The sequence below is a fragment of the Bacteroides sp. NSJ-48 genome (genome assembly GCF_014287405.1).
GTDB lineage: Bacteria > Bacteroidota > Bacteroidia > Bacteroidales > Bacteroidaceae > Bacteroides > Bacteroides stercoris.
The window spans coordinates 57,706-77,012 of the sequence record NZ_JACOOD010000005.1 but is presented as its reverse complement, the minus strand read 5'-3'; the positions used below and the strand labels follow the sequence as shown (position 1 = coordinate 77,012).

Genomic DNA, 19,307 nt, shown 5'->3' with positions numbered 1-19,307 from the left:
AAGGTCATTCCGGTTCATGGATACACAATGTATTTCTTGCCAATACAAAAAAGGTATGTTTGTATATAATCATCAAATAATTTCTAACTTTGCGAGAGATAAAAGAAGATGTCTGAACCGTATGTTTATAATGGTTCCGATGTGTCTTCCGGATAATGATTAAAAAACAGAATGGAAATTATGAAAATAGGAGATAAAGTGCGCTTCCTCAGTGAAGTAGGTGGCGGTGTTGTAACGGGATTCCGGGGAAAAGATATAGTGTTGGTGGAAGATGCCGACGGGTTTGACATTCCGATGCCGGTGCGTGAATGTGTGGTGATTGAAACGGATGATTACAATATTCCTACTCCTGCTTCCAAAGCAGCCAAGAAGAAGGCGGAGGAGCAATCGGCTGCGCGTATGGCTTCGGCAGTCTCGAAGCCGGTATCTTCCGGTTTGGACTCCGGACAGCAGATAGAGCATCCGGTCCAACCTCAGGTATCTGTTTATCGTCAGCCGGAAATGAAAGGTGGAGATGTGCTGAATGTGTATCTTGCCTTTGTTCCGGAAGATATCAAGGCGGTAAGCACTACTCCGTTTGAGGCTTATTTGGTGAATGATAGCAATTACTGCATGTATTATACCTATTCGAGTGCGGAGGGCAAGTCGTGGACTACCCGTTCTCATGGTTTGATAGAACCGAATACGAAACTCTTGTTAGAGGAATTTGAAAAATCGGAATTGAACGACCGGGAGCGTGTAGCTGTTCAGTTGGTGGCGTTCAAGGACAACCGTTCTTTCGCCATGAAACCTGCCGCCAATGTGGAAATCCGTATTGATACGGTGAAATTCTATAAGTTGCATACTTTTCAGCCTACCGATTTCTTTGATACTCCAGCACTGGTGTACGATGTAGTGAGGAATGATGCTCCTGCCAGGCAGGTTTATGTGTCAGCTGAGGACTTACAGGATGCTCTGATGCAAAAGAAAGCAACAGACAGTCCGTCCAGACCCCGGACTATCGTGAAGCGGGGCGGCAAAAATGAAATCATCGAAATAGACCTGCATATCAGTGAACTGTTGGATGATACGCGCGGCATGAGTAACAGCGAGATATTGAACTATCAGCTGGATAAATTTCGTGAGGTGATGGAACAGTATAGGAATAAGCGTGAACAACGCATAGTCTTTATTCACGGTAAGGGTGACGGCGTGCTTCGTAAAGCGTTGCTGGATGAGTTGAAACGGAAATATCCGGCTTGTAAGACACAGGATGCTTCCTTTCAGGAATACGGCTTTGGAGCTACTATGGTGACGGTAAAATAAGGTATATGTTATGCAGGTTGGTAAGGGAAACAGGATTTTTTTCTTAATCCTTCTATGTTTGGCAGTGGTATTGCCGGGGGCCTGTACTTATAAAGGCGGCAGTGGCAGAGTTTCTGAAATGCAGGAATTCGATTCTTTTTTCAGCACTCACAGCGATTCCGTAGTGATGGCGCCGCGCTGGATGAAAGCACAGGCATTGCAGAGAATGGAAAGAACCAAAGATAGTATGGTGCGGTATAATTATCTTGCTGTTGCCTTGAAAACCTGTCTGGCAACTTCCGACTTCGACTCCGCACAACTTTTGCTCCGGCAAGTTGAGGCATTTGCCGGTAGACAACCTTTTTCGCACCGGTTGGCTGATTTGCAGTCCGAATGTTTTAATATAAAGGGGAATGTCTATTCGCGAAAGGGCTATATAGATTCTGCCGCGGTTTGCTTCAAGGAAGCCTATGAAGCAAGATTGAAAGGAACAAAATTCGAGGTGATTCCTGATATCCTGATAAATCTTGCTGATGCTACCAACCATTTGGGCAGACCGGATATGGGTGCTTTCTGGTATAGAAAGGCTCTGCTGATGTGCGATTCGCTGAAGATGCCTTACAGAAAGAAAATCTCTATTTATTACGGATTGTCACAAGGATACCTGGCTTTGCACGATTACGAGCAATGCGACTATTATTCGGAACTTGCGGGCAAGAATTATGCGGATATGTTTCCCGATGAGAAGCACTTCTACCTGAACAATCGTGGAAACTCTTATTATTACCGGGGAGATTATTCCACGGCAATCGGTTATTTTAGAAAGGTGGTGGAGCTTGTAAAAGATTACCCCGATATGTCCTGGGCGCTTAATCTGAGCTATCTGAACCTGAGCGACTGCTTTCTGCAACTGAATAAGACCGATTCGGTAGTCAAATATCTGGAGTTATGCCAGCCGTTCTTTGAAGAGCTCGGTTCTACTACTGCTCTTTATTATATTGATACACAGAAGATAGAACTGGCGTTGCAACGCAAGGACTTTGCGGAGGCAAGGCGGTTGTTGACGATGAGTAAGGCTTCGCCGGAAATAGATGCGGATATGATACATATCCGTAACAAGTATTTGCAACAGTTTTACGAAGAAACCGGTAACTACAGGCAAGCATACGATTGCCAGAAAGAGAATAAACGTCTGGACGACTCCATTCGCAATGAGCGTATAAGGATGCGTACGGCAGATTTGACATTGCGCTATCAGCAGGACTCTACTTTAATGGCGCATAAAGTGCTGTTTCAGAAACAGGAAAACGAGATACTGATATTGAGGCAGACCCGTCTCGTGACATTAGCGGTTGCCGTAATTGCTCTTTTGATTGCAGCTTTCCTATATCTTTATAATAGGAAAAAGCGGGATTTGCTGCTTGCCCAAAACCGGAGGACGGTCTTTACACTTCGTCTTGAGAACATCCGTAACCGCCTGTCTCCTCATTTTATATTCAACGTCCTCAATCAGGAGGTTGTAAACCGTAAGGAGGAGGAAAAACAGGAGTTGGTATCGTTGGTGAAACTGATGCGTCGAAATCTGGAGCTGGCGGAGCAGTTGTGTGTCACCTTAGCCGAAGAACTGGACTTTGTCAAGACGTATATCGACTTGGAGCGCCGTTCGCTCGGAGCAACTTTCCATCCGGTTATTGAAATAGCCGGAGATGTACTGCCCGAGCAGGTCTGGCTGCCTTCCATGATGATACAGATTCCGGTGGAAAATTCCGTGAAACACGCATTACGTGGCAAGGAAGGAGAGCGGAATCTGTGGATTGCTGCAGATCGTCGGGAAGGCGGTGTTCGCATCAGGATTACGGATAACGGCGGCGGTTACCATCCGGAGAGCCGGAACAGAGGTACGGGTACAGGCATGAAAGTCATCATGCAAACCATCCAGATTTTGAATATGAAAAATCAGGCTGCAATTGATATATCCGTACATAATGTCACTTTGCCGAGTGGTGAAACCGGTTGTGAAGTAACTTTTTTATTACCGGACAAGTACGATTATAGAATTTAAGAGTAACCGTTTAGTGGCATTTTTTTTATTGATAGAGCGGGTTGCGGAAGAATAGTTTGTAAATGCCAATTTGCTGTTTTGTATGGAAACAAGAAAATATTTATATTCGCCAGACCAAAACATGAAATATGGACAAATACAAAGTCGTTATAGTAGATGATGATGACGTAGCTCTTGAAAATTTGAGCTTTGAGTTGCAGAAGGATGCTCGTTTTTCTTTGGAAGGTATTGCACGGAATGGTAGGAAAGGGAAGAAGCTGATTACAAAAGTACAGCCCGATTTGCTGTTTTTGGATGTAGAGATGCCGGATATGACGGGGCTGGAACTGTTGCAGGAGATGCGCGATTATGTATCGTGGAATATGAGGGTCGTATTTTATACGGCGTACGACAAATATATGATACAGGCTATTCGGGAAGCGGCGTTCGATTATCTGTTGAAACCTTTCGATGAACGGGATTTGAAAGAGATTCTGACACGCTTTACCCAACAGGTTGAAACCATCGGGCAGCGGGTATCGTTTCCGGTAGGAAATCCCATGCATACCGGACAGACTTTCATCGTTTTTACTCCAACTAACGATATGCGTGCGTTGCGTCCTGCCGAGATAGGGTTTTTCCGTTATTGTTCCGAACGCAAACAATGGGAGGTAGTACTGAATGACCAGTTGCCTCTGACTTTGCGCCGCGGTATGACTGCCGAACAGATTACATCGTTCTCTCCGTGTTTTGTGCAGATACACCAATCGTATATTATCAATATAGATTATCTGATGCTCATACGGGATAACAAGTGTGTGCTATACCCGCCTTTTGACAAAATTACGGAGTTACTTGTCTCGAAGAAATTTAAGAAGGAATTGCAGGAACGTTTCTGTTTGTGAAACTAAGCTGATACTTGGTGTGAGAAGTTGAATTGCTATTACTCCAACAATGTTGACAAACAAAAAAAGGATGCCGGGGGACATTTACCGGTATCCTTTTTCTGTTTTATATGCTTTCCGTACTTATGCCGGAAGTGCATGTTACTTTACTTCAATACCTTTGTTTTGCAATGTAACGTTCAAAACTTTTGCATAGTCGGAATATTGCTTCTCATCCAAAGTCTTTTTCATTAATTTCAAATTACCGTAAACAGCGTTACGTAGCAACTTTTCCTGATTTTTCTTTGAGCTTGTGGCACGTGACATCTGCTCGTTAAAGTATTCGCAAATGTTGGTAACTTCTTTTTGCTGGTTAGCGGACAATTTCAAATATTTGCTCAGCTTGCTTACATTGATGTTACCTTCCCAACTTGCGGTTGTAGGTTGGTTTCCTGCTGCGAATGTGCTGGCAGACAGACATACCGCTGCCACTAATGTTAATCCAAAACGTTTCATAATACCTACTTTTTTTTAATTGTTATACCTAAAAACTAATCTAATAAAAATCTAATACCTACTGAAAACAATCGTAAGCGTTTAGCTTTTCTTTTTACCTATGCAAATGTATGATTATGTTTTATAACACAAAAATGAAAATAAAGAAAAGTGTAGGTTTTACCTTCATTTCTTGATTTATATCAATTAATGACTATGAAAAAGAAAGGTTTGTGTTCTGTTTGTAAAATAAATGTAATATGTACTACTCTTATTGGTTGCATATTTTATGGCAATGTAATAGTTTTATATCATAATGCTTCTTTTCTGTTTTGTTCTTCTGAAAATTATTTAATGCTCCTTTGAGTTTTGTTTATATCAGTAAGATTTGTTCTATGAAGATAGTAAATAGTTAGACTTATAACAGTAATTTATAAAATATATCTCTATCTTTGGAGATATTGACAAAACGCTCTTTTTATTTTGCCTTTGATTTATTTGAATATTAAAATTGATACTATGAGAACAAAACATGTTTTGATGTTGACGTTATGTATCTGCTGTCTGAGTGGGTGTTATAATGATGACAAGCTTTGGGATGCTGTGAATGATGTACAGTACATAGAGGGATTAAAAGATTGGCAAAAAATAGTAGATTCGAATATTGAAGCATTGCATACTTTAGTTAATGTTACCGGTTGTGTAGTGGAAACAACTCCCATTGTATTGGGCGGGGAAACAATTGGACATACAATTTGGACTGCTAATAGGACACCTGTTACTATCTATAAAGGGAAAGATGATGCGATGCCGATGATAAGCCTTACACAGAGCGGTGATAAAAAGTGGTATTGGACATTGAATGGGAAACTGATTAAGGATGTTCAGGGCAATCCGGTTTGTGCCAATGGGCATGCAGCAGGTGAGTATGTTCCGAAGCCGCAATTGAAAGCAGGTGTCAATATGACGGTCGATACAGAAAATACTCCGATAGATAAAAAAGCTTTTTATATGTCTATTGATGATGGAAAGAGCTGGACTACGGCACCTCGTCCGGATAAGGGAAATGGATATGCTCCTTTTGCAAGAGTCATCGATAAAGAAAGTTCGGTAGAGATATTAATGAATGATGAAGCAGGCAGTGTACTTGAGTTATTGAAAGAATTGAAAGCGAAGGTAATATTTGAAACGAATGAAAATGGAAATATAGAGATTAAGAATTCTGCTCATCTTACAATTGCTTATCGGACAGAAAATGTGGATGATGATTCTTGGCTTTTGTTTGAGGGCACTAATGGATTGTCGGTCTTAGATAATAATGATGGGACTGTTACTTTGGTGTTAGATGAAATGAAGCTGGTTAATAGTGATTTAATTGTAACTGTTATCAGACAGGATGAGGTGCTTTCGAAAATCAAATACGCCATAGAGTTCTTGACTGTGCTGACAGATTTGCAGTCAGAATATTATATAACGGAGCCACAAGTGCTGGAAAGTGTTGGTGGTAAAGTTCATGCGACTATTAAAGGCATTTTTCCTGCACTTTGGTTTGATACAAATGCTATTGTAACGATTACTCCATTTATGAAATGGAATGGTGGAGTGATGAAAGGCCGGCCTATAGGATTTCAAGGTGAAATGGTCGAAGGTGATAATCAGAGAATTTCGTTTTTAAGGGGTGGGAATTTTACGATAAAAACAGGTTTCGAATATATTCCCGAGATGGCAAAATCGGAACTTTATCTTGAAGTCCTTATTCAAAAGGGGAAAGAAGAGAGCTGTCAGTTGATGAAAATTGCCGATGGAGTTATATTGTACAGTTGAAAAAGTATACTTTAGCTTTCTACAAACATTAAATCGCTGATAATGCCATCCGATACAAAAATCCCTTTACGGCTAAGACAGAGACGGTTGTTGTCGTATATTTCCAGATTTCCGCAGTCCAGATGTGGACGCGCCATATCAATGCAGTATTGCCACAGTTCTTTGCCGAATTTCACCTCTATATCATTCAGGGACACTCCCCAACGGGTACGAATGGAAGTCATGATGCATTCGTTATAGCAGGTGGTTCGGTCCAAGTGCTCCTGTTCGAACAAGCGTTGATTGTTTTCGATGGCATGTATATATTTCTCCAGGGAAGCCACATTCCATTCGCGGGTATCCGTATTGAATGAATGTGCCGAAGGACCACAGCCCAAGTAAGGAATTCCTTTCCAGTAAGATGTATTGTGGCGGGAATACATGTCCGAACGGCAGAAATTGGATATCTCGTAGTGCTCGTAGCCGGCACTGCCAAGCGTATCTATCAGGGTGGAGAAAAATCGGACGCTGCTTTCTTCGTCTACTTCGCGGATACGGTGCGCTTGCAGCAGCTCGTAAATGCGAGTGCCTTCTTCGTATGTCAGGTGGTAAGCGGAGATGTGCTCTACGTTGAGGCTGACGGCTTGTTGTAAATCACGTTTCCAGCGTTCATCCGTTTCGCCGGGCAGCCCGTAGATAAGGTCGATGCTTATGTTGTTGAAGCCTGCATGGCGGCAGTGCTTTACGGCATTGACGGCTTGTGCTGCGTTGTGGCGGCGGTTCAGCAGTTTCAAGGTGGAGTCGTCGAAAGTCTGTATCCCCATACTGATGCGGTTGAAAGGCAAATTTTGCAGCATGGCGGCATAGGCTTCAGTCAAGTCGTCGGGATTAGCTTCGAGGGTAATCTCCCGGCAGTGTTCCATTCCATAGTATTTCCGGATGGTTTCAAATACTTCGTGGAAATCCTCTTCGGCAAGCTGTGAGGGGGTTCCGCCACCGAAGTAAATCGTTTCGACAGGCTCTCCCCTCAGATATTCTTTCCGCATCTGCAACTCCTTGCACAACGCATGGATATAGCGGCTTTTCAGTTCGCTGCGGGTGGTGGAGTAAAAATCGCAATAGATGCAGCGTGTCTTGCAAAAGGGAATATGGATGTAGATGCCTGCCATGAGCCTGTAAATTGGTTGGGGTGCAAATATACGATATTTTCTGTTTGCAGATTGAGTGGTTCTTCATCTTTACTTGTATTTAATATTAAAATGGATATTGAAATGCGGAAGGACTGCGTTTTTTCCGTATATTTGCGGTGTTGTCACGGTAACGGAATCCAATTTATATTGTATGAAAAGCATAACACTAAGATATATAGTAGCACTTTTTGTTCTGTTGGTTTCTTATGCTCCTTACGCACAGACGTCTGTATTCCGTGGCCTGTCCGTCACTGAGGGACTTTCCGATTTGGTAGTCAATGCTCTGTACAAAGATTCAATAGGATATGTATGGATTGGTACGGGAACTTCATTAGAGCGTTTTGACGGTGTACATTTGAAACGTTATCCTGTCTTGGGCAATAATGAGAAGTTGAAGCGTGTCAATGCTATTGCCGAAACGGAAGATAACCAGATATGGATGGGAAATGGTATGGGGTTGTGGCGCGTGAATCATGAGAGGCGCGAGCTGGATGCTATTGCGGCGGAAACAATCAAATGCGGTGTCCGTTCTTTGCTGTCCGACGGTAAGGGGGCGCTTTACATCGGCAGTGAGGCAGGGCTGTTCATCTACCGGAAAGGGCAATTGGAGCATATTCTGATAGATCCCAATGTACTATCCGCTGCCAATACCATCAATGGGTTGAGTTTCGGCGAAAACGGAGTTTTATGGATGGCTACATTGGGCGGACTTTACTCACTGGAATTGGAAAGCCGGAAAATAGTTCCTTATTATTTCATTGTGGAAGACAGGCATATTTGCTCATATACCAATATCGCCCGTATCGGATCGGTTATCTATTTGGGTACAATGGGGCAGGGGATTGTCTGTTTTGATACCCGTACGCATAAGTTCGATTCTTATTTGGATGTAGGTTGCAATGTAATATCTTCTCTTTCTTGTGACGGGAAAGATTTGCTGTACGTAGGTACGGATGGTAACGGGGTGCACTTTATTTCTACAAAACAGGGCAGGATAGTCCGTTCTTTCCAACATGAGGTAGGAAAAGGCGGTAGTTTGCGTTCCAATTCGGTTTATTCTTTGCTGGTGGATAGAGACGGGCTTATTTGGGTGGGGTTCTATCAATTAGGGTTGGATTATACGCTTTATCAAAGTGAATTGTTCCATACGTATAGTTATCCGCCTTATTTTGATACAAAGGACATGCCTGTAAGGACAATAACTTTCCGGGGAAGTGAGAAACTGATAGGTTCTCGTGACGGTTTATATTTTATAGACGAACAGCGGGGAAGGTATGCCGGTTTCAGTGCTCCGCAGTTGCGTTCCAGTATGATTATCTGTAGTTATGCCTTTCAAGGGAAGTATTATATCGGAACTTATGGCGGCGGGATGTATGTACTGGACCCTGTAACATTGACAATTAGCGATTTTGAACCTCATGTGGTGCAACCTTTTGTCAAGGGGCAGATATTCTGTATTAAGTCCGATATGGAAGGGTGCTTATGGATAGGAACCTCAGTCGGTTTATTCCGTTATAAGGACGGTAGGATGTTGAACCATTATACAAGTGCCAACTCTAAATTGCCTGAGGGGAATGTATATGAGATTTATTTTGATTCTACACGTAAGGGGTGGGTTTGTACGGAGAACGGCATGTGCATCTGGGATCCTTCTTCCGAGAGTTTAAAAGTAGATGTCTTTCCGGAGGAATTTATTCATAAGGAGAAAATTCGTACTGTATTTGAAGATTCTGCACATCAGCTTTATTTCCTGCCGGATAAAGGTCCTATGTATATATCCGATTTGTCGATGAATCATTTCCGCCATTTGCAGCCTAATACTTTACTCGAGGGTAAAGATTGCATGTCTATGATAGAAGATGATGAGGGCTGGTTATGGATTGGTACCAGTAATGGCTTGTACCGGTATGACAAGAAGGACACTTTTATTTTGTATCATTTCATAGATGGTATTCCCAGTCCTATTTTTATATTCTGCTTACCCGTAAAAGATGAGCAAGGACGTATCTGGATGGGAAATTCGAAAGGGCTGATTTATATGGATACGCACGCCAAAGGAGAGTTTCCGCAATATAATCGTTCTCTGAAGATTACGGATGTCTTTGTAAATGGCAAACATCCGGTGACACCCGCATGGAGTAAGGACAAGATGCGGGTGGATCTGGAAAGTTCGCAAAACAATCTGACGGTTTGCTTTTCTGCTTTGAATTTTACCGATCCCAGTTATATGTCTTATGAGTGCAAACTGGAAGGTAAGGAAGAAGAGTGGCAGATGCTGATGGGACGGTCGGATATCACTTATTATGATTTGTCGTCAGGCAATTATTGTTTTAAGGTACGGCGTGTCGGTGTGGCTGATTCGGAAATCAGTATGGCGGTGCATATTGCCTATCCGGTTATGGCCTGGATTGCTGGGGCGGCTATTCTGATTGTCTTGTTGCTTTTGTGTATTTTTTATTTTTATAAGCGGAAAGGAAAGGCTGAGGAAATAGTTGAGCTTTTGCCGGTTGCCGAAGCAGAGTCCAAAACAACTGTCACGGAAGAAAAATACAAGACCAGTAAAATCAGTCTTGAAGAATGCGAGCGTCTCACCGAGAAGCTGGAGATTATCATGCATCGTGAGAAGGCTTATACAAATCCGGATTTGAAGGTGGCGGATTTGGCCGCTATGATAGGAACATCCGCTCATACTCTGTCCTATCTCTTTAACCAGCATCTGAACCGTAATTATTATGATTATGTTAATGATTACCGTATTGCCGAATTCAAACATTTGATTGCTGAAGATGAATACTCCAAATATACTCTGAGTGCACTTGCCGAACTTTGTGGTTTCAGTTCCCGTGCTTCTTTCTTCCGTTACTTTAAAAAGGCTACGGGGATTACTCCCAGTGAATATATTCGCAGTATCGGAAAAACGAATGAATAACTGTGGAATTTGTTGCTGAAATGATTGCCGGAGTCTCAAATTATTAGTTGATACTGGGAGTCTCAAATTCTTAAATATCTGTTTTATTGCGTTTTATGCTTGTTTAAGTCTAATAGGATTAAGCGAGATTTATTAGGCGTGGTAGAATGATGTTATCTGTATATGTATCTATATCTTTGCTTTCGTAAAACAAACGTAAACCCCAAAATCTGAGATATGGAAAACAGTACGATGACAACTTCTCAATTAATAGCTGATTCTTATGTGAGCTATCACAGCCAGGTTTACCTGTATATATCACGCAAGGTAAACTGCCAGAAAGAGGCTGAAGATTTATCACAAGATGTATTCCTGCGATTAATGGAATACAAGCAGATGCTTCGTCCGGATACAGTAAAATTTTTCATTTATACCATTTCCCGCAATTTGGTGAATGATTATTTGCGTCGTTATTATAAGCGGCAGGAAATATCCTCTTATATGTACGACCATGCCGAAACCTGTACCAATGATACCGAGAGCCGTATCATCTCTGATGATTTAGCTGCTTTGGAACAACGCAAGCTCAGTGTGCTCCCCACTCAACGCAGAAAGATTTATGCGATGAGTCGCTTTGAGGATAAGTCGATAGCGGACATATCTTCGGAGTTGAACCTTTCACATCGTACGGTGGAAAACCACCTGCGCATCGGACGCCATGAAGTGCGTGAATATATCAGACAATGTATATAATAAATATATAATCCAATGAGAATGTTAATTTTAAATTATAAACGTATGAAAAATGATTTCTTGAAATTTTCATCGAGAAAACTTTTCTTTTCGGTTATGCTGGCTGCCGCGTTGTTGGCGGGTTCTTCACAGTCTGCTTTTGCCGGAACTGCGGGAGTACAGTCCGTCATGCAGTCCGGTACGGTGAAAGGATTGGTGGTTGACGCAACAGGCGAGTCGGTAATTGGAGCCAGCGTACTTGAAAAAGGTACTACCAATGGAGTGATAACGGACATCGACGGTAATTTTACATTGAATGTTTCTTCTCCGGGTGCAGTTGTGGTAATTTCTTATATCGGTTACAAGACAGTAGAAATTCCGGCTTCGGACACAAAAGCTTTTCAGAAGATTGTAATGCGTGAGGACTCTGAGGTATTGGCAGAAGTAGTAGTTGTTGGTTACGGCTCTCAGAAAAAAGAAACATTGACAGGTGCCGTTACGGTGGTCGATGATAAGATGCTGAAAGACAAAGGCGCTCTTTCCAGTCCTGCACAAGCGTTGCAAGGACAGGTGCCGGGTGTGGTGATTACCCGTACTTCGGCAGCTCCGGGCGATGAAAGCTGGAACATGAAGTTACGCGGTTCATTCTCTAAGAATAATTCCGATCCGCTGGTGATTATCGACGGGGTCGAATCGGAATCATTCAGCCAGTTGAATCCGGCGGATATTGAGTCTATCAACTTTTTGAAAGATGCTTCCGCAGCCATTTATGGTAGTAAGGCAGCCGGTGGTGTAATTCTGATTCAGACCAAAAAAGCAAAGGCCGGTAAAGCAAAAGTGGAATATGGCGGTTCGGTGACTGCAAAGTTTGTCGGGCTTCAGCCGGAACTGATGACTTTGGACCAATGGTGTAATGCCGTTACGCAAGCCCGACTGAACGACGGTTATAAACCGGAAGACGATACTTGGCTGCAATATGCCGCTTTGGCTCAGGCAAACAAGGGACATTATATTGATTTGGATAATACAGTGAATCCCTTCAATAATGCTTTTACAGATGTTGCAGACTTTGTATTCTTTGACACCGACTGGCAGAATATCCTATGGGGTACGGCAATGTCGACTTCTCATGAACTGAGCGTATCGGGCGGTGGGGAAAAGACCACTTACCGTTTGTCCGGCCGCTATATGTATGATGACAGTAACTTGAAATGGGGCAATAATAACAACCAGCGTTATAATCTCCGTCTGAATAATACTTTCCATGTGACGGATAAGTTTGATATAGAGTCCGTGCTTTCATTTTTCCGGCAGGATCAGGTGGCGCCTACACAGGTAGGGTCTGCACTGACGGCCTCTACCCAGCAACCGGGTTTCCCTTCGTCTACAACAGATGGAAAGCCTTATGCTTGGGGTACATGGGGGGCTCCCAACTGGTATTGTGAATTGGGTGGCGACAATAAGCTGAAAGTCACAGGCATTAATATCAGTGAGATGTTCAAGTATACCTTCAACGAACATTTTAATGCGGTAGCAACTTTTGGTTATAACACGAACAATGCTACACGGGATATACAAAGAACGTCTATCGATTGGTATAACTATGCCGGGACCAGAAAGGTGATGACCAATCCCCAGCAGGAAGAAAGCAATTACATCAAGAGTAACAGTCAAACCGACCTCTATACCCTCAATGCTTATGCCAACTGGACTCAGACGTTTGCAGATAAGCACGACCTCGGAGTGATGTTGGGTACGCAGTACAGTTTTAAGGAATATGACTATACCACCACCAAAGCCAAAAATATTCTGCCTTCATTGGATATCATCAATGGTATTGGAGAAGTGACTTTGGTGAATGATAACAATAAAGGACCGGAGAAATGGCAGGAAGCGCTGCTCTCTTATTTTGCCCGTGTCAACTACGATTATCTTTCCAAGTACTTGCTGGAAGGTAACTTCCGTTATGACGGTTCTTCCAAATTCCAACCCGAAAACCGCTGGGCATTTTTCTGGGGGGTATCGGCCGGTTGGCGTTTGAGCGAAGAGGCTTTTATGAAAAATCTTAATATATTTGATGATTTGAAGCTGCGTGTATCTTATGGTACAGTGGGTAATCAGGGAGGTATAGATCGTTATGACGGTATTCAACTTTATAATTTCAATCAGAATAAAGGTGCTCTGATAGGTGATGAAAAAATTTCCTATATCGATACGAATGGTAAGTTATTGAGTATGGATCGTGAATGGGAAACTATTCAGAATTACAATATCGGTCTTGATTTCGGCTTGTTCGGCAATCGCTTGAAAGGTACGGCGGAGCTCTTCTGGAAAGTCTGTGAAAACATGCTGATTGATGTGTCTTACCCTGCAACATTAGGCGATAAAGCTCCTACTGCCAACGTGGGTAGCTTTAAGGCAAACGGTTTTGAGGGAAATCTCAATTGGTCGGACAAGATAGGTAAAGTGGGTTATAGTATCGGTGGAACATTTACCTATACCACCAATAAACTGACCGATAATGGCGGAAGCGCAACGATTACAGACGGAGTGCGCTCCGACCGTGAGGGCTATCCGTTGAACTCCGTGTTCGGTTTGAAGTATGTAGGCAAAATCCAGAATGAAGAGCAGTTGGAGAAATACCTTTACCGCTATACCGGTAATAATACAATCGATATGCCTACCAACCTGCGTTTGGGCGATAATATGTATGAGGATGTGAACGGTGACGGTAAGCTGACTGAAGAAGATTATGTCTTTTTAGGAACGGACGACCCTAAAATCTCTTTCTCTTTCAATGGCGGACTGGAATGGAACGGCTTTGATTTCTCGGTTGTATTTCAGGGTGTAGGCATGCGTTCTATCTGGCGTACGGGTAGTTCCAATAAAAGTAATGACGCATGGCGTATTCCTGTAATGAAGCCGCATTTAAACTCACCGAACTTCTCGATAGGCGATGTATGGTCACCGGAAAATCCGGGCGCTTACTATCCGACTTATACGAATGTCGATCAGATTAATACTTATAACTACCGTTGCTCTTCCTGGTCGGTGGAGAATGGCAACTACCTGCGTCTGAAAAACATCTCTTTAGGGTATACTTTCCCTGCCAAATGGCTGGAGAAGACTAAATTCCTGACTTATGCACGTGTCTATGTAACGGGAGCGGACTTATGGGAAACCAGCAAGATACGCGACGGCTGGGATCCGGAAGCTTCTCGTACGGTAACCTCGTACGGCCGTTATCCGTTTACTCGTAATGTTACATTCGGTTTGAACTTAACTTTCTAAAAACAGATTATCATGAAATTACATAAGATTAAAACTATTTTGGCGGTAGCAGCAATGGGAGTTCTGTCCCAATCCTGTCTCGATTTGGACCCGAAAGACCAGTTGGCCGAATCCAATTTGTGGAGTTCTCCCTCCGATTTCCAGTTGTTTGCCAATCAGTTCTACGGTTGGACGCGGGATTTCGGTTCATTGGACAATAACTCTGTCAAACCGTTGCATTCGGATTATAACTCCGACCTTTTTACAAGCCGTGACGACCGTAACCGTTTCAGCAACGGCTCTAATTCGGTACAGGAGTCCGATGGCAATTACGGTTCGTGCTATGCACATATCCGGCGTACCAACCTGCTGTTGCAGAATGCGGAGAAATATTCCGCTTCTGCGGACATTGCACAGTATGTAGGGGAAGCGCATTTCTTTCGTGCCTATTCGTATTTCGATTTGTTGCAGTTCTATGGCGATGCCATTATTATTACCCAGCCTTTGGATGTGACTTCACCGGAGTTGCGAGTTGCTCAGAATGACCGTAGCGAAGTGGCCGATTTTATAATAGAAGACCTTGAGACTGCTGCTCCTATGTTACCTCGTTTTACCGAACTGACTACGGATGATGCTGGACGTATCAGCCGTGAGGGATGTTGGGCGTTTCTCTCCCGTGTGGCTCTTTACGAAGGAACTTGGCAGAAGTTTCGCGGAAATGAAGAACGGGGACGTGAGTTGCTGGACATTGCGGCAAAAGCGGCCAAACAGGTTATCGACAGCAAGGCATTCAGTCTGTTTAAGCCGGATGCTTTGAAAGAAAAGGCGCAGAAGTATATGTTTATTCTGGAAGATGCAAAATCCAATCCGGCAGGTATACAGAAGAGTGCCAACAAAGAGTATGTCTTTGCACGTCGTTATGACGAGTCTTTGGCTCCCATCGGCAAGAATATCACAAAGGCCAATCTGATTAATATGGTATGGGTGAGCCGTAAGTTTGCCAATATGTACCTTTGTCAGAACGGACTTCCTATCTACATAAACGGTGTGAAGAATGCGCAATTCCAAGAATATGCAACGTTGACTTCCGAGTGGGAGAACCGCGATAACCGTATGCGTTATACACTTGCCAAACCGGGCGATTATTTCTGGAACAACAGTAATCCGGGCTGTCGCCTGACATGGAACGATGCTTCCGACCAAAGCAATGCGGCTATCAAAAACTTTACTCCCAATAGCGGAACCGGTTATCATAACCAGAAATGGGCTTCCGAACGCTTGGTGAAAGATAATTTCGAGGGTTTTGATTATCCCATAATCCGTTATGCCGAGGTGCTGTTGAACTATGCCGAGGCTGTTTATGAACGTGACGGGAAGATAGAAGATACGGATTTGAATATTTCCCTGAATCTTGTCCGTACCCGCGTAAATCCCAATATGCCGGGGTTGACCAACAAACTTGTGAATGACAACGGATTGAGCATGCGTGAAGAAATTCGCCGCGAACGTACTGTCGAGTTGTTCCATGAGGGTTTCCGTCTGGATGATTTGAAGCGCTGGAAAACGGCAGAGGTGGAAATGCCGCAAGACATACTCGGTGTGAAATGGGCGGGGACGGACTTTGAAACCAAATGGTCTGCATGTCCTTATCCTCGCAACAGCGAAGGAGTAATCGTAATGGAAACCGGTCGTCAGTGGCAGGATAAACATTATTTATTCCCTCTGCCGAAGGACCAGTTGCAATTGAATCCGAATTTGAAACAAAATCCGGGTTGGGAGAAGTAAGTAATAAACAGTATAAATCAGAAGAGTATTATGAAGAAGATATATATGAATCAATTCCTGCTTGCCGGTACATTGACGGGATGTCTGCTTTTGGCTTCCTGTGACCAGGAACAGGAGTTTACGACAGGTATGCCCGAACAGCAGCTTATCAATTCCATTGAGTTGGAAGTGACTTCCAAATTGCCTTTGGCTGTTGGCATGGACACCACGATTGTGTATAAGGTTGCGCCGGAGAATGCCGCTAATAAAGAAGTATTGTGGGTTTCTTCTAACGAGAAGGTGGCCGCTGTTTCTCAAAATGGTACAATCACGGCACTTGCCGAGGGTGAGGCTGTCATTACGGTAAAACCGATTATCGGCTTTGGAGTTACCGATGTTACGGAGAAGACGATTGCAGTGAATGTTATTCCTGAAATAATAGAAGTTACCGATATCCTGTTGACGAATAAAGATGATGAGGGCAATCTGCTTACGTCTCTTTATCCGGGTGACGAACAGAAATTGACTTATACGATGCTGCCGGAGAATCATACCTACTCTTATCTTACATGGGGCAGTAGCGATGAAGCCGTTGCTACTGTTACGGAAGATGGGATTGTAACCGCCGTTGCGCCTGGAAATGTGGTTATTTACGCTTATACTCATGACGGAAGCGGCTATCGGGGTGAATTTCCGTTTGTAGTCAATGAGATAGTAAATGCTGAAGATATTGTCATTGAGGATTTGCCGGCTTTGCATATGTATCAAACAGCAAAACTGAACTGCACATTCGTTCCGGAAATAGCTGTTGTCAATTCGGTGGATTGGGAATCGAGTGATGAGAATGTGGTTACGGTGAAAAACGGAAAGGTCACAGCCGTAGGTTTTGGTGAAGCTACCGTGACGGGTACTTGCCGTGCTACGGGTAATAAGGCTTCTACAACAGTGAAAGTTGCTACCGGTTGGTGGGTATGGGATGCCGCTTGCAGTTTCGAAGGCTGGGGCATGGGTACTAAAGGCACAAGTTTTGAAGTGACCGAAGACCGTATGGTGGTGACCACTGCCCCACAGTCGTCCGGTGCATTGCGTGCCGATTTGACTTTGGACACTAAAAACACGAAAGTCATAATGGATCTTGCCAATTATCCGGTCATCGCTCTTCACACTAACCTTCCGAATATAAGTAAACAGGGATATACGCTGGATTTGGTGGCAAGCAACGGTACAAAGGGAGAAAGTAAACTTAGTAAAGGAGAAGCTCTTTCGGACGGAACCAAATTATTGCTTTATGATGTGAAGTCGCTTAATAAGTTTGCGGAAGGTGAGGTGACTTTCACTACTTTTCAGATAAAAATAGCCGATATGCAGCCGGCCGAACTTCCATCCGGTCAGTACGAGGTATATTGGATACGTACTTTTGCATCGAAAGAAGAAGCTGTCCGGTTTGCCGAAGACCAAATTGCAGCAGATAAATAAGAACGATAAGTTATAATCATATAGAATAAAACAACAGAAGATATGAAAATGAACTTTATTCATACATTGGCAGTTACCGCCGCATTGGGTTTCTGTTCATGCACAGAGATAGAGGACGGCTCTCCCATTAATTTTGATGAATGGGAAGCCCCGGAAAAGATAGAGTTTACGTTGAATCATCCGTGTATGTTACATTCGGAAGCGGAGTTTACGTATGTAAAAGAAAAGCTTGCCGCTTCTGCACAGCCTTGGGCAGACGCTTATACATCATTGAAAAGCAGCAAATTTGCAAACCCTGCTTACCAGGCGGAACCCGTGGAATGGTTGAAGCGTTTGGACAAGACTAACTGGGAAAGCAAACATCCCGATTATGTAAATTATACCAATCTGGCAAATGATGCTGCCGCTGCCTATCAGTTGGCATTGCGCTGGAAGCTTTCCGATGAGGCGGAGTATGGTGACGCCGCTAAAACCATTCTGAATGCTTGGGCTAAGAATTGTAAGGGTATTTACCGTGAAAACGGCAGTCTGATAGACCCGAACGAACTGTTGATTGCTATTCAGGCATATCAACTTGCCAATGCTGCCGAGATTTTGAGAGGGTACGATAATTGGGGGGATACGGAAGAGTTTAAGGCTTTTGTCCAGTGGATGGAGAATACATTCTACGCCATGGCGGATGATTTTCTTATCCGTCACAACAATACGACCGACCACTATTGGCTCAATTGGGATTTGGCGCAGATGACTGCCATTCTTTCTATTGGCATTTTGAGTGATAATCAGGAAATGATAAATAAGGTTATCCAATATTTCAAGAACGGTATCGGTCCGGGCAATGTGAATATGGCGGTGCTGCACCTGTATGACGACCCGGACGGTTCGGGCGAGAAGTTGGGGCAGTGTCAGGAGTCCGGCCGTGACCAGGGGCATGCCATGCTATGCTGTGCGTTGATGGGGTATTTCTGCAAAATGGCTTATAACATCGGTGAAGACCTTTTTGCTTACGATAACGGCCGTGTAGTGGCAATGGCCGAATATGTAGCCAAATACAATGTTTTCAAGCCGGAGTTTGCAGGTCAGGTACCGGGTGGCAATAACGAATGGTTCAGCTATACGCGTGAGGGTTTCCCGTACACTTCCTATTTCTATTGTGACGAGCAGATGGACGAGCCATCGGCTGTGGAGTTGCGTAACAACGGTGCGGAAACCGGTCGTGGCGGCAAACGTCCCATATGGGATTTGTGGTACGGACACTGCAAAAAAGTGGGTATGCCTGCCAAATATTGCGGGGAATTCGCTTCCCGTCTTCGTCCCGATGCAGGGCCGGAACAGTATGGCGGCAGTGGCGGTGCGCTCGACCAGCTTGGCTACAGCACGCTTATGTTCTACTACGAATAAGAGTGCCCGACTGGCTGATATAACAAAAAAAGTAGATACGGTTTTGAGCGGTACGCTCC

The 19,307-nt window shown here is 43.7% G+C and carries 12 protein-coding genes; 10 read left to right on the top strand and 2 right to left on the bottom strand.

Going from position 1 to position 19,307, the window contains the following annotated elements:
• Positions 1–180: 180 nt before the first annotated feature.
• The 3 genes from H8S52_RS03890 (at position 181) to H8S52_RS03880 (ending at position 4,230) form a co-directional block, all read left to right on the top strand.
• Positions 181–1,305, top strand: a complete 1,125-nt coding sequence (locus tag H8S52_RS03890; protein WP_117985887.1) for a DUF2027 domain-containing protein — start codon at positions 181–183, stop codon at positions 1,303–1,305.
• A 10-nt stretch (positions 1,306–1,315) separates the two neighbouring features.
• Positions 1,316–3,346, top strand: coding sequence for a histidine kinase (locus H8S52_RS03885; protein ID WP_186909322.1), 2,031 nt, complete (start codon positions 1,316–1,318; stop codon positions 3,344–3,346).
• 128 nt (positions 3,347–3,474) lie between these two features.
• Complete coding sequence (locus tag H8S52_RS03880) at positions 3,475–4,230, top strand: LytTR family DNA-binding domain-containing protein (protein WP_117985865.1); 756 nt, start codon at positions 3,475–3,477, stop codon at positions 4,228–4,230.
• Between the two features lie 141 nt (positions 4,231–4,371).
• On the opposite strand, the gene H8S52_RS03875 is transcribed toward H8S52_RS03880, so the two are convergent.
• Positions 4,372–4,725, bottom strand: coding sequence for a hypothetical protein (locus H8S52_RS03875; protein ID WP_118940001.1), 354 nt, complete (start codon positions 4,723–4,725; stop codon positions 4,372–4,374).
• Between the two features lie 498 nt (positions 4,726–5,223).
• Between H8S52_RS03875 and H8S52_RS03870 the strand changes: the two genes are divergently transcribed.
• Positions 5,224–6,528: a hypothetical protein gene (locus H8S52_RS03870; RefSeq protein WP_186909321.1), complete on the top strand. Its 1,305-nt coding sequence runs from the start codon at positions 5,224–5,226 to the stop codon at positions 6,526–6,528.
• A gap of 11 nt (positions 6,529–6,539) precedes the next feature.
• Here the strand turns inward: H8S52_RS03870 and hemW are convergent, their stop codons facing one another.
• Complete coding sequence (gene hemW, locus H8S52_RS03865; protein ID WP_117985546.1) at positions 6,540–7,676, bottom strand: radical SAM family heme chaperone HemW; 1,137 nt, start codon at positions 7,674–7,676, stop codon at positions 6,540–6,542.
• Positions 7,677–7,848: 172 nt separating this feature from the next.
• Between hemW and H8S52_RS03860 the strand changes: the two genes are divergently transcribed.
• The 6 genes from H8S52_RS03860 (at position 7,849) to H8S52_RS03835 (ending at position 19,248) form a co-directional block, all read left to right on the top strand.
• Positions 7,849–10,626 carry a two-component regulator propeller domain-containing protein gene (locus H8S52_RS03860; protein WP_186909320.1) on the top strand — a complete coding sequence of 926 codons (2,778 nt, stop codon included), beginning with the start codon at positions 7,849–7,851 and terminating at the stop codon, positions 10,624–10,626.
• 216 nt (positions 10,627–10,842) lie between these two features.
• Positions 10,843–11,358, top strand: a complete 516-nt coding sequence (locus H8S52_RS03855; protein WP_118940005.1) for a sigma-70 family RNA polymerase sigma factor — start codon at positions 10,843–10,845, stop codon at positions 11,356–11,358.
• 45 nt (positions 11,359–11,403) lie between these two features.
• Positions 11,404–14,628, top strand: a complete 3,225-nt coding sequence (locus H8S52_RS03850; RefSeq protein WP_186909319.1) for a TonB-dependent receptor — start codon at positions 11,404–11,406, stop codon at positions 14,626–14,628.
• A gap of 12 nt (positions 14,629–14,640) precedes the next feature.
• Complete coding sequence (locus H8S52_RS03845; protein WP_117985543.1) at positions 14,641–16,392, top strand: RagB/SusD family nutrient uptake outer membrane protein; 1,752 nt, start codon at positions 14,641–14,643, stop codon at positions 16,390–16,392.
• Positions 16,393–16,422: 30 nt separating this feature from the next.
• Positions 16,423–17,847 (top strand): Ig-like domain-containing protein, encoded by a 1,425-nt coding sequence (locus tag H8S52_RS03840; RefSeq protein WP_186909318.1) that lies wholly within the window; start codon positions 16,423–16,425, stop codon positions 17,845–17,847.
• A gap of 42 nt (positions 17,848–17,889) precedes the next feature.
• Positions 17,890–19,248, top strand: a complete 1,359-nt coding sequence (locus H8S52_RS03835; protein ID WP_240058674.1) for an alginate lyase family protein — start codon at positions 17,890–17,892, stop codon at positions 19,246–19,248.
• Positions 19,249–19,307 lie beyond the last annotated feature (59 nt).